The sequence below is a fragment of the Flavobacterium flavipallidum genome (assembly GCF_038289905.1).
In the GTDB taxonomy this organism is placed as follows: domain Bacteria; phylum Bacteroidota; class Bacteroidia; order Flavobacteriales; family Flavobacteriaceae; genus Flavobacterium; species Flavobacterium flavipallidum.
Genome location: NZ_JBBYHU010000031.1, coordinates 40286 through 53629 on the forward strand (window position 1 = coordinate 40286; position 13344 = coordinate 53629).

The following is a 13344-nucleotide window of genomic DNA, read 5'->3' on the forward strand; positions in this document are numbered from 1 at the left end:
ATAATGAAATTATTGCTATTATTAATACATTTTTCTATTATTCCTGTAAAAGTAAACCATAATACTTTAAATCGATGGATTATATTTAATGAAATATCTATTTTTGTAAAAAAAATTATCAAGCATGAAAGTTAAAGAACAAGGCCTTTATTTGCCAGAATTCGAGCATGAAAACTGTGGAGCTGGTTTTATCTGCAACCTTAAAGGTGAGAAAACGAATCAAATTATTCATGATGCACTAGAGATTCTAGTGAAACTAGAACACCGTGGTGGTGTGAGTGCCGACGGAAAAACGGGAGATGGAGCTGGACTTTTAATTGACATTCCTCACGAATACTTCAATAGAGTTTGTGAATTCAAATTACCGGCTGCACGAGAATACGCTGTTGGTATGGTATTTTTACCAAAAATTAAAAATCAATACGATTTTTGTAAAGACATATTTGAAAAAGAAATTAAAGCACAAGGACTTTCTGTTTTAGGATGGAGAGCAGTTCCTGTTGATTCTACTCAATTAGGAGAAATTGCTTTAGCTTCTGAACCTACAATCGAACAAGTTTTTGTGGGTAAAATTGAACCTATTGACGAAGCTACATTTAAAGCTAAATTATATGCTGCTCGTAAAATTACAGAACATGCAATTGCAAATTCTAAAATTTCGCAAAGTTCTTATTTTTATGTACCTAGTTTATCTACTACTACCTTAATATATAAAGGTATCATTATGCCTGAAGATATCGGGCCATACTATACTGACTTACAACAGTCAGACTTAGTAACTCGTTTGGCGTTAGTTCACCAACGTTTCTCTACTAATACAATGCCTACTTGGGAATTATCTCAACCATTTAGATATATGTGTCAAAACGGTGAGATCAATACTTTAAGAGGTAACGTAAGCAGAATGCGTGTTCGTGAAGAAATCATGAAGAGTGATGTATTCGGTCCACAAATTGAAAAATTATTCCCTATCATCTTACCTGGAAAATCAGATTCAGCTTCTATGGATATGGTTGTTGAATTATTGACACACACCGGTCGTTCTTTACCTGAAGTAATGATGATGATGATTCCTGAAGCTTGGGAAAAACATAAAACAATGTCAGAAGAACGTAAAGCATTCTATGAATACAACGCTTGTATTATGGAGCCTTGGGACGGACCTGCTTCTGTACCTTTCTCTGACGGAGATTACATTGGAGCTTTATTAGACCGTAACGGTTTAAGACCATCTCGTTATACTGTAACGAAGAGCGGAAAATTAATTATGGCATCTGAAATTGGTGTTGTAAGTATTGATCCTGAAGATGTAGAAAGCCACGGTAGATTAGAGCCAGGAAAAATGTTCTTGGTAGACATGAATGAAGGACGTATTGTAAATGACGAAGAAATCAAAAACAAAATTGTTTCTGAAAGACCTTACCAAGAATGGTTAAAACAATACCGCCTAAACTTAAGAGATGTTCCTACTACAACTAAAGTTTGTCCGATTGAAACTATCGATTTAAAAACAAGAGAGCGTTTATTCAACTATACTTTAGAGGATATTCAGGATATGATTACTCCAATGGCTCAAGCTGGAAAAGAGGCTTTGGGTTCTATGGGTACTGATACTCCACTTGCTGTATTATCAGACAGACCTCAATTAATCCCTAACTATTTCAAACAATTATTCGCCCAGGTTACTAACCCACCTTTGGACGGTATCCGTGAGGAAATTGTAACTGATATTAGTTTAGCTTTAGGACAGGACAGAAACATTTTTGATATTTCTAGCAAACAATGCCGTAAATTAAGAATTCAAAATCCTGTTATTTCTAACGATGACTTAGAAAAAATCAGAAATATTAGTATCGATCACTTCAAAGCTGAAACAATTGAAATCTTATACAAAAAAGATAAAGGTTTAAATGGTTTAGAGAATGCTTTAGAAGATATCATTACTCAAATCAGTAAAGCAGTTGACAGAGGAACTAACATCATTATCTTATCTGATAGAGGTGTTAATAAAGAATTCGCTCCTATCCCGGCTTTATTAGCTTGTTCTTATGTTCACCATCAAATGAACCGTTTACGTAAGCGTTCTTATTTTGATATCATCATCGAATCTGCTGAACCGCGTGAACCACACCACTTCGCTACCTTATTTGGATACGGTGCAAGTGCTATCAACCCTTATATGGTGAATGAAATCATTCGTGTACAAGTACAAGAAGGATTCATCACAGGAATAAGCGAGCAAAAAGCAGTTGACAACTTCAACAAAGCTATTGGTTCAGGTTTATTAAAAATCATGAACAAAATTGGAATCTCTACTTTACACTCATACAGAGGTTCTCAAATTTTCGAAATTGTTGGTTTCAACTCTAAATTTGTTGAAAAATACTTCCCATACACAGCTTCAAGAATTGAAGGAATCGGATTGTATGAAATCGAAAAAGAAATTAACGAAAGATATTTATACGCTTACCCAGATGTATTAATTCCTAACCGTTTAGGATTAAACATTGGAGGAGAATACAGATGGAGACGCAACGGGGAAAGACACATGTTCAACCCTACTACTATTGCTAAATTACAGCAAGCTGTACGTTTAAGTGATCAGGCAAGTTATGATGTTTACTCTAAGTCAGTAAACGATCAGGCAAAAAGCTTAATGACTATCCGTGGTTTATTTGAATTTGACAACCTAGACCCTATTCCATTAGATGAAGTTGAACCATGGACTGAAATCGTAAAACGTTTCAAAACTGGAGCAATGTCTTACGGATCTATTTCTAGAGAAGCACACGAGAATTTAGCTATCGCTATGAACCGTATTGGAGGAAAATCTAATTCAGGTGAAGGTGGTGAAGATAGAACTCGTTTCCAACCGGATGTAAACGGAGACAGCCGTAACTCTGCAATCAAACAAGTAGCGTCAGGACGTTTTGGAGTAACTTCACACTACTTATCAAGCGCAAAAGAGATTCAAATTAAAATGGCACAAGGTGCTAAACCAGGAGAAGGTGGACAATTACCAGGTGAAAAAGTATTACCTTGGATTGCATCGGCTCGTAACTCAACTCCATTCGTAGGATTGATTTCACCTCCGCCACACCACGATATTTACTCAATTGAGGATTTAGCTCAGTTAATCTTCGACTTGAAAAATGCTAACAGAGAAGCACGTATCAACGTGAAATTGGTTTCTGAAGTTGGTGTTGGAACAATTGCAGCAGGTGTTGCTAAAGCAAAAGCTGACGTTGTATTAATCGCTGGTTATGATGGTGGTACAGGAGCTTCTCCATTAACATCATTAAAACACGCAGGTCTTCCATGGGAACTTGGATTAGCTGAAGCACAACAAACTTTAGTATTAAACAACTTAAGAAGCCGTATCGTTGTAGAATGTGACGGACAGTTAAAAACTGGACGCGACGTTGCTATCGCTGCTTTATTAGGTGCTGAAGAATTCGGTTTTGCTACTGCTCCATTGGTTGCTTCAGGATGTATCATGATGCGTAAATGTCACTTGAATACTTGCCCTGTAGGTATTGCTACTCAAGACAAAGAATTGCGTAAAAACTTTAAAGGAACTCCTGAGCACGTAATTAACTTCTTCTACTATGTTGCAGAAGAATTAAGAGGCATCATGGCTTCTTTAGGTTTCAGAACTATGGAAGAAATGATTGGCCAAACACATAAAATCAATTCTAACAAAGCCATTACACATTATAAAGCTAAAGGTTTAGATTTATCTTCAATCTTACACCGTCCGGCTGCTTATAAAAATATGGTTGTTCGTAACACTGAAAAACAAGATCATGGTTTAGACAATGTTATGGATTTCCAAATATTAAGAGATTCTCACCGTGCTTTATACAGAAAAGAGAAAATGACTTTAGATTATCCTATCAAAAACACAGATCGTTCTGTAGGAGCTATTGTTAGTAACGAAATTTCTAAAATTTACGGACACTTAGGTCTGCCTGAAGATACTTTGAATATTAATTTCACTGGTTCTGCTGGACAAAGTTTAGGAGCATTTAGTGCACACGGATTAACTTTCACAGTAGAAGGAAACACCAATGACTATTTAGGAAAAGGTCTTTCAGGAGCTAAATTAATCATCAAAAAACCAGCAAAAGCTACTTTTGTTGCTTCAGAAAACATCATCGTAGGAAACGTTTGTTTATTCGGTGCTATCGAAGGAGAAGCTTTCATCAATGGTATTGCAGGAGAGCGTTTCGCAGTTCGTAACTCGGGAGCTGTTGCAGTAGTTGAAGGTGTGGGTGACCACGGTTGTGAGTACATGACTGGAGGAAAAGTAGTAGTTCTTGGTAAAACAGGAAGAAACTTTGCTGCAGGTATGAGTGGTGGTATCGCTTATATCTATGATCCTGAAAACAAATTCAAAAACGGTTTATGTAACACTGAAACAATCGAATTTGAAACAGTTGAAGGAGATGAAGCTAATGAGTTGAAAAACATAATAGAAAGACACGTAGCGTACACTAACAGTACAAAAGGTGCTGAATTATTAAGCGATTGGAGCACAAGCTTAGAAAATTTTGTAAAAGTAATGCCTACAGAATACAAAAAAGCATTAGAACGCTTAAAATCTGGGGTACAAATGGTAGAAGAATTAACAGCATAATACAATGGGAAAAGTAACAGGTTTTAAAGAATTCGAAAGACAAGATGAATCATATACAGCAGTTCAAGAGCGTGTAGGACATTATAAAGAATTTACAGTTCCTTTGAGTGAAGCTGAAATTACTAAACAAGGATCTCGTTGTATGGACTGTGGTATTCCATTTTGCCACAGTGGTTGTCCATTGGGGAATTTAATCCCTGATTTCAACCATATGGTACACCAAGGAGAATGGCAAAAAGCTTCTTGGATATTACATTCAACAAATAATTTCCCTGAATTTACAGGGCGTTTATGTCCTGCACCATGTGAAAAAGCATGTGTATTAGGAATTATCAATGATCCGATTTCTATTGAAAATATAGAGAAAAATATTGTGGAGCGTGCTTTCCAAGAAGGTTGGATTAAACCACAACCACCAAAAACAAGAACTGGTAAAACAGTTGCTGTTGTAGGTTCAGGTCCTGCAGGTTTAGCTGCTGCACAACAATTAAACAGAGCAGGTCACACTGTAACTGTTTTTGAAAGAGATAATGCTATTGGTGGTTTATTACGTTACGGTATTCCTAATTTCAAATTAGAAAAAGAAATTATCGACCGTCGTGTTGCTATCCTTGAAGCTGAAGGTATTACTTTCAAAGTAAATACAAACGTTGGGGTTAACTACTCTATCGAAGACTTAAAAGCATTTGACTCTATCGTTTTATGTGGAGGAGCAACTGAAAGAAGAGGCTTACCAACTCCAGGAGCTGACGCTGATGGTGTTGTTCAAGCAATGGATTTCTTAACACAACAAACTAAAGTGGTTTGGGGTGAAAAAATTGAAAACCAAGTATTAGCTACTGGTAAAGATGTAATCGTAATTGGTGGTGGAGATACAGGTTCTGACTGTGTGGGTACATCTAACCGTCACGGTGCAAAATCAGTGACTAACTTTGAGATTATGCCGAAACCTCCAGTTGGAAGAAGCGAGTCTACTCCATGGCCATTCTGGCCTTTACAGTTAAAAACATCTTCTTCTCACAAAGAAGGATGTGAAAGAAACTGGTTAATTAACACCAAAGAGTTCATCAAAGATGCTAATGGAAAATTAACTGCTCTTAAAACTGTCAATGTAGAGTGGAAAATGGTTCCTGGACAACGTCCGGAACTAATCGAGATTGAAGGTTCTGAGAAAATCTGGCCATGTGACCTTGCTTTATTAGCTTTAGGTTTCGTAGGTCCTGAGAAAAATTTAGCTGAGCAATTAGGTCTTGAAACTGATTTCAGAAGCAATTACAAAGCCAATAATTACCAAACTAATGTTCCTAACATATTTACTGCGGGAGATATGAGAAGAGGACAATCTTTAATCGTTTGGGCAATCTCTGAAGGTCGTGAAGCTGCAAGAGAAGTTGATTTGTTCCTAATGGGAACTACAAACCTTCCAACAAAAGAAGGTGGAGATTTACCTCCGTTGTAATCCTTTTGTAAATATTAAAAAAGGCTATCTAAAAGTAATTTTAGATAGCCTTTTTCTTTTTTTCCCCATTTAAAACAATGATTTTGTGAAAATAATCGAATACAAACTCATATATAGTTCATTATATAACTTATTGTTAGAATTTGTTAGAATTATTTTTATCCATTGCAGTATCAATAAAGAATAATAAATTTGTGTAAAATTTACAACAATGCAATCTAAAGACTTACTACAATTAGCAGAACAATTTGGCAGCCCATTATATGTATATGATGCCGAGAAAATAAAATCACAATATCAAAGATTAACTAAAGCTTTTTCTAAAGTAGAAAAATTGCGTATCAATTATGCAATGAAAGCATTGTCTAACGTTTCTATTCTTCAATTATTGAGAGATTTAGGATCTTGCTTAGATGCCGTGTCTATTCAAGAAGTACAATTAGGACTTCATGCGGGATATTCTCCGGATCAAATATTTTTTACTCCAAACGGTGTTTCACTTGAAGAAATTGAAGAAGTACACGCTTTAGGTGTTCAAATCAACATCGATAACCTTTCTATATTAGAACAATTTGGTGCAAAACACCCACATGTTCCTGTTTGTATTCGTATCAATCCTCACGTAATGGCAGGTGGAAACGAAAACATTTCAGTAGGACATATCGACAGTAAATTTGGTATATCAGTACACCAATTACCACACTTAGTTCGTATTGTTGAAAATACAAACATGAACATTGCAGGAATTCACATGCATACAGGTTCAGATATTTTAGATATAGAAGTATTCTTATATGCTGCTGAAATTTTATTTGATGCTGCCAGAAACTTCAAAAATTTGGAATTCCTTGATTTTGGAAGCGGATTTAAAGTTCCTTACAAAAAAGACGATATCGAAACAGATATTGAAGAATTAGGCAAAAAATTATCGAAAAGATTCAACGCTTTCTGCGAGGAATACGGAAAAGAATTGACATTGATTTTCGAACCAGGTAAATTTTTAGTAAGTGAGGCTGGATTTTTCTTAGCTAAAGTGAACGTAGTAAAACAAACTACTTCTACTGTTTTTGCTGGAATTGATTCAGGATTCAACCATTTAATTCGTCCGATGTTTTATGGTTCATCACACCATATTGAAAACATTTCTAACCCTAGAGGAAAAGAGCGTTTTTACTCGGTAGTAGGATATATTTGTGAAACAGACACTTTTGCAAGTAATCGTAGAATTCAAGAAATCGCAGAAGGTGACATCCTTTGTTTTAGAAACGCAGGAGCTTATTGCTACTCTATGTCTTCTAACTACAATTCAAGATACAAACCAGCTGAAGTATTATGGATTAACGGCGAAGGGCACTTAATCAGAGCGCACGAAACTTTCGAAGATTTATTAAGAAATCAAATTGCTTTACCTGCTGCGGTAGCTAAATTACAATAATACAATCAATAAAAAAGGGACTTTTGCAGTCCCTTTTTTATTTTAACCTGCTTATTTATTAGGCTGAGGCGTCATTCTTAAATAATATTTTATCCGTTGAAAACCTTTTGGGAATTTCGCTGGAATATCTTCGTCCTTAATAGCAGGAGAAATTACTACATCCTGTCCATCTTTCCAGTTTGCAGGTGTAGCTACGCTATAATTAGCCGTTAATTGCAAACTATCAATCACACGTAACAATTCGTCAAAATTACGTCCTGTAGATGCTGGATAAGTCAATATTAATTTTACTTTTTTGTCTGCCCCAATAATAAATACCGAACGAACCGTGAAAGTATCATTAGCATTTGGATGAATCATATCATACAAATTAGCTACTTCTTTATTTTCATCTGCAATAATTGGATATTGTAAGGTCACATTTTGAGTTTCTTCGATATCTTTAATCCAATTTAAGTGCGATTCTAAACCGTCAACACTTAATGCAATAACTTTAGTATTTCGTTTTTGAAATTCCGGAAAATAATTAGCTACAGTTCCTAATTCAGTTGTACAAACAGGAGTAAAATCTGAAGGATGGGAAAATAACACACCCCAAGAATCACCTAACCATTCATGAAATTGTACAGTACCTTGTGTAGTCTCTGCTTTAAAGTCGGGAGCTATATCTCCTAATCGTATTGTTGCCATAGTTCATTTTTTTATATTAGTTCTATAAAATTAGTCAAAAATAATAAACAACCATTTTTTATAGGGATAATTATTTGTTAAAGAGCTGTAACTTCTATAAAAACAACAAACAGACTCAATAGCCCTGATGGAAATGAAAATCCTGCTCGCCTTAGCGAGGAAATTGTAATGGACAGCAGGAATAAACGTTATTATGAAAAGAAAACGCTGTGCTCCTAAAAAAAAAAAAAAAATTAGATATACTGCAACACAAAATACCAAAAAGCCAGCGTTACAAAAGAGATAGGAATTCCAAAACCAATCATCATACTGCTTAAACGTGGTTTTAAACCATGAGAACTAGCTACAATACTTGCCATAATCATAGGAGCCATTGCAGCTTCAATTAAGGCCACCTGAATCATCAAACCGTGTTGCTTAAGAATGAGAACATACAACACAAACAGTATAGCTGGAGTAATAAATAATTTATAGGCTAATCCTATCCAAAGGAATTTCCAATGCTGGCTTTTACTGTCAAAATGTAACTGTAAACCCACAGAGATAATTGCTAAAGGAGTAAGCAAACTTCCTAATTTGGTTAAACCAAACTGGACATAATCATGAAAATCTAAACCAAATACATTAGCAAAACAAGCAACTAAAAAGCAAATGAAGGGAGGAAACAACAATACTTTTCTGAATATTGTCGATCCGCTTGTCGCATCTTTGGAATACATCGTTGCCACAATTACTGCAAGCGTAGAAACCACAACAAAAGTCCCTGGCTGATCTACTAAAATTGCCATTTTCAAACCTTCGGGACCATAAAGCGCATTTACTATAGGAAAGCCTAAAAAAGAAGTATTACCCAATCCTGCTGTGATAATTAAACATCCTATCAGTTTCTTTGACCAACCGTATTTTTTTCCTAAAAAGCGAAACAAAAAGAATGAAATTGCAAAACCAATCCAGGTAACCGCAATAAGATAAAGTAATTTATTATCCCATTGTATTTTTGGAATATAATATAAGGCTAAAGCTGGAAGACAAACATTAATAACAAACTTATTAATAAACTTATAGCTATTAGTTGGAAACCATTTTACGTATTGCAACGCAACACCCAGTAGTAAATAAACAAAAATTAGGATTATATTGATCATAGTGTTGCAAAGATATTTACTAATTAGCAAGTATCATAAACTTAAGTGGAATATAAATATATCCTTCAAATATGTTATTTTTACGTAAACTATTCCTGTTTTGAATAAAGAAGCCAACGAAGATAATCCTAAAAATTTCAATCCCGCTGTATTAAAAAAAATTCAGCAGGCAAGAAAGATGCGTCTTAGCACCGAGGAATACATTTCGGGTATTATATCAGCTGACATAACCATTTTAAGCAAAGCCATTACACTAATTGAAAGCAACAACCCAAATGATTTTGCTGATGCCAATACAATAATCAATGCCTGTTTACCAAAAGCAAATAAATCTATCCGTATAGGAATTACCGGAGTTCCCGGTGCCGGAAAAAGTAGTTTTATCGAAGTTTATGGTAAACATCTGACTAGCCAAGGCAAAAAAGTGGCTGTACTAACTATTGACCCCAGTAGTTCTATTTCGCACGGAAGTATTTTAGGTGACAAAACCCGTATGGAAGATTTAGTCAAAGATTCGAATGCTTTCATTAGGCCATCAGCTTCCGGAGAAACCCTGGGGGGAGTCGCCCGAAAAACCAGAGAAACCATCACATTATGTGAAGCCGCAGGTTTTGATACCATTATCATTGAAACTGTTGGCGTAGGACAAAGTGAAACAGCTGTTCACAGCATGACCGATTTCTTTTTATTAGTGCAAATTGCAGGTGCCGGAGATGAATTACAAGCTATAAAAAGAGGGATTATGGAAATGGCTGACGCTATTGTCATCAATAAAGCTGATGGAGACAATATCGAGAAAGCCAAATTGGTAAAAACAGAAATGAACCGTGCTTTGCATTATTTTCCACAAAAAAAATCTGGATGGTCTCCAAAAGCCATTACATGTAGTACAAAAACAAATGAAGGAATCTTAGAAGTAAGTCAAATTATTTCAGAATATATAGAATCAACCAAAAACAATGGCTTTTTTGATCGTAAAAGAGCGGAACAGAACGAATATTGGCTTTTAGAAACCATCAATGAAAATTTGAAACAGGATTTCTTCAATCATCCTCAAATTCAGGAAGCACTGGAAAAAACTAAAAAAGCGGTTCAAAACGATGAAACTTCACCCTTTGCAGCCGCTCAATTATTATTAGAAACTTATTTTAAAAACAAATCTTAAAATAAGTTTCTCCTTATCTAATATTACTTATAGAATTTTTCACTGTATCATGTTTGGTTTTCAAAATCCCATTTTCAACAGTAAAACCAATACGAACTTGTGTTTTTAATGTGTCCTTTAATCCAGAAGTAGCTTTTTGTGAGATAACAAAAAATAATTCAAATTCCCCATCTGGCAACTTTAGGACAGTATCAGAATCTTCATTTTTGACTTCATACACTTTATTTGTTTTTTTAGCATAAGACGCTGCAGAAGCTCCTCCACCGGCACCTGCTAAATTACCCACACTAGAAACTGCTGCTGAAACAATGGCTCCTCCAGGTAGTGCCCCACCTAACAACGAAGCTCCTTGTGATAAGGCACCACCGGCGGCATGCAATCCCTGATTTACTTTTTCTCCAAAAGTAGTGCGCTCAGAAGCTGTCAATTCATTTATGCTATTGTCCTTCAAATTAATTTTATATCCCAAATTAAGTGGAAATAAAACTACACAACCATTTTCAATGAGTCTAACATTGATATTATTACTATTTACTTTTTCTCCAAAAGTTGTCCCTTGTGTTTGTTTGGGAACAGTAATATTCATCGAAATTCTATTTGGCATTGAATTATTAATAGAATTAATTCCTTTTTGACTTGAAATTACAACTGTATTTTCTTTTTCTAAATTGACTTTAGCACTATTAACCTGCGCTTTAAGAAACCAACTTGAACTTAATACTAGAACAACTATTATTTTGCTTAATGTTTTCATTTTTGTGCTTTTTTAAGTTTATAGTATATCAATTGCTACCAAATATTGTTACCCTAATTTTTAAATTAAAATGGCTGTAAAATAATTAAATTTAATCATTTTACAGCCATTTTAAGCTTTCGCTATGTATTTTATTAATCTTCTTCGTAGCGTTCCATTTCTCTATCGTAAAAAGCATTCGCCTGTTCGATTAAGCTTTCCATTTCGGCATTTAACTCGGCTTCGTCCAAATCTTCAGGTTCTTCCATAATTTCCACTTCATCATCTTTTAGATTGATAATAAATCTTGGATAATCTAAATGAATGATAAAAATATCATCCGGAAAATCGGTATTGTCGCCGAGTACAAATTTTGGTAATTCCATTTTATTTATAATTTGATTTTTTATTTGCTGTTAATGTTTTTCCTGAATCAATTTGGTTGTTAAACTGATGAAGCGAAGATACAAAAATAAAGCTGCTGTTGTTAAACCTGCTAAAAGTCCGATCCAAATACCAACCGCTTTTAAATCCGTAAAAAGCCCCAAATAAATAGAAACTGGAAATCCTACGAGCCAATAAGCTACAAAAGTAATATACATAGGAACTTTAGCATCCTGCAAACCTCTCAAAGCCCCTAAAGCCACTACCTGAATCCCATCAAATATTTGAAATACTGCTGCAACTAATAATAATTGAGCGGCTATAGTTATGACTTCGGTATTAGCTGTCACATCTTTAAAATTATTCATATCTACGAATAAATAGGGTAGCTGCTTGTGAAATAAAACAAATAGTAATGCAAAGAAAATCTCTAATAAAATCACCAACAAAAAAATAGAAAAAGCTACAATTTTCATTTTCTTAAAATCGCCTAAACCCTTTTGATTCCCTACTCTAATGGTAGAAGCTACTCCTAATCCCATAGCAAACATAAATGTAAACGAGGCACAACTCAATGCTATTTGATTTGCCGCCTGATTAGCTATACCTAATCTTCCCGAAATCCATACCGCTCCTGTAAACAATGCGACTTCAAAAAACATTTGCATCGAAGAAGGGGCACCTAAGCGGAAGATTTTTAAATTGATTTCCTTCTCCATTTTTTTTAATGAAAAACCTTCAAAAAAAGGATGGAATTTTGGCTTCCTTTTCATCTTATAATGCATATATCCGACCATCAAAATACGAGAAGCCAATGTTCCTACACCTGCTCCAACGATTCCCCATTTTGGAAAAACCCAAATCCCATGAATAAACAAATAATTCAAAATCACATGCACCACATTACCTAAGATAGTAGCCCACATTGCATGTTTGGTTTCGCTCATTCCATCGGCAAACTGCTTGTAACCCTGAAAAATTATAAGTGGTATCAACGAAAATGCAACAATATCAAGATAGGGTTTAGCCAACGCTACAACATGTTGAGGCTGTCCCATAAAAACAATGAATTGCTTTGCAAAAAAGACCAGAACAAACAGAAAAAAACCTAAGAAAGTACACAAGTACAAACCATGATGAAATACGCTTCTTCCTTTTTCGATATTTTGTTCACCATCAGCTTCAGCGGCTAAAGGAGTAATTGCTGTTGAAAATCCGATTCCTAAAGACATCGCAACAAATACAAAACTATTAGCTAACGATGCTGCCGCTAATTCTTCGGGGCCTAATTTACCCACCATCACATTATCTACAATCCCCACAATGGTATGACCAAGCATTCCTAGAATAATAGGATAAGCTAATCGTAAATTATAGGAGAACTCTTTGGTATAAGTTGCTAAAGACATTTTTTTATTTTGGCCGACAAAGATAAGCAGAACTACTGCGATAGTTATCATCAATACTGCTAATATTCTTGTAAAATTCCTAAAAGAAAAAAATCCTTCCTGAAAAACAGAAAGGATTTTTAAATTTCAGATTGTTAAACAATCCTATAAAGTTTTTTGAATAGACACTATCCTAAAAAGTGTGTAAGTTAAAAAAATAACGGGGTTTGACTTTTAATTAAAGTTGAACCCTTTTTTCAAATATAGTTAAGAACTGATTGAGGATTAATCCCCAGTTTTGGATTG

The 13344-nt window shown here is 34.9% G+C and carries 9 protein-coding genes; 4 read left to right on the forward strand and 5 right to left on the reverse strand.

Annotated features, from left to right (window positions below):
• The first annotated feature begins 124 nt into the window (after positions 1–124).
• The 3 genes from gltB to lysA all read left to right on the forward strand — a co-directional run bounded on the left by gltB (position 125) and on the right by lysA (position 7533).
• Positions 125–4639 (forward strand): glutamate synthase large subunit, encoded by a 4515-nt coding sequence (gene gltB, locus AAEO59_RS13415; protein ID WP_341701263.1) that lies wholly within the window; start codon positions 125–127, stop codon positions 4637–4639.
• Between the two features lie 4 nt (positions 4640–4643).
• Positions 4644–6098 (forward strand): glutamate synthase subunit beta, encoded by a 1455-nt coding sequence (locus AAEO59_RS13420; RefSeq protein ID WP_341701264.1) that lies wholly within the window; start codon positions 4644–4646, stop codon positions 6096–6098.
• A 211-nt stretch (positions 6099–6309) separates the two neighbouring features.
• Complete coding sequence (gene lysA / locus AAEO59_RS13425; RefSeq protein WP_341701265.1) at positions 6310–7533, forward strand: diaminopimelate decarboxylase; 1224 nt, start codon at positions 6310–6312, stop codon at positions 7531–7533.
• Positions 7534–7584: 51 nt separating this feature from the next.
• Here lysA and AAEO59_RS13430 read toward each other — a convergent pair whose 3' ends face one another.
• Together AAEO59_RS13430 and AAEO59_RS13435 are read right to left on the reverse strand one after the other, a co-directional pair.
• Positions 7585–8223 carry a peroxiredoxin gene (locus AAEO59_RS13430; protein WP_341701266.1) on the reverse strand — a complete coding sequence of 213 codons (639 nt, stop codon included), beginning with the start codon at positions 8221–8223 and terminating at the stop codon, positions 7585–7587.
• 233 nt (positions 8224–8456) lie between these two features.
• A complete protein-coding gene (locus tag AAEO59_RS13435; RefSeq protein ID WP_341701267.1) occupies positions 8457–9368 on the reverse strand; it encodes an AEC family transporter in 912 nt (303 codons plus the stop codon).
• Positions 9369–9468: 100 nt separating this feature from the next.
• On the opposite strand from AAEO59_RS13435, the gene meaB reads away from it, so the two are divergent.
• Positions 9469–10533: a methylmalonyl Co-A mutase-associated GTPase MeaB gene (meaB, locus tag AAEO59_RS13440; RefSeq protein WP_341701268.1), complete on the forward strand. Its 1065-nt coding sequence runs from the start codon at positions 9469–9471 to the stop codon at positions 10531–10533.
• Between the two features lie 13 nt (positions 10534–10546).
• On the opposite strand, the gene AAEO59_RS13445 is transcribed toward meaB, so the two are convergent.
• The 3 genes from AAEO59_RS13445 to AAEO59_RS13455 form a co-directional block, all read right to left on the reverse strand.
• A complete protein-coding gene (locus AAEO59_RS13445; RefSeq protein ID WP_341701269.1) occupies positions 10547–11287 on the reverse strand; it encodes a hypothetical protein in 741 nt (246 codons plus the stop codon).
• Positions 11288–11421: 134 nt separating this feature from the next.
• The gene (locus tag AAEO59_RS13450) at positions 11422–11652 is read right to left on the reverse strand and encodes a hypothetical protein (protein ID WP_341701270.1); all 231 of its coding nucleotides are present in this window, start codon (positions 11650–11652) and stop codon (positions 11422–11424) included.
• A gap of 30 nt (positions 11653–11682) precedes the next feature.
• Complete coding sequence (locus AAEO59_RS13455; protein ID WP_341701271.1) at positions 11683–13059, reverse strand: MATE family efflux transporter; 1377 nt, start codon at positions 13057–13059, stop codon at positions 11683–11685.
• Between the last annotated feature and the right edge of the window lie 285 nt (positions 13060–13344).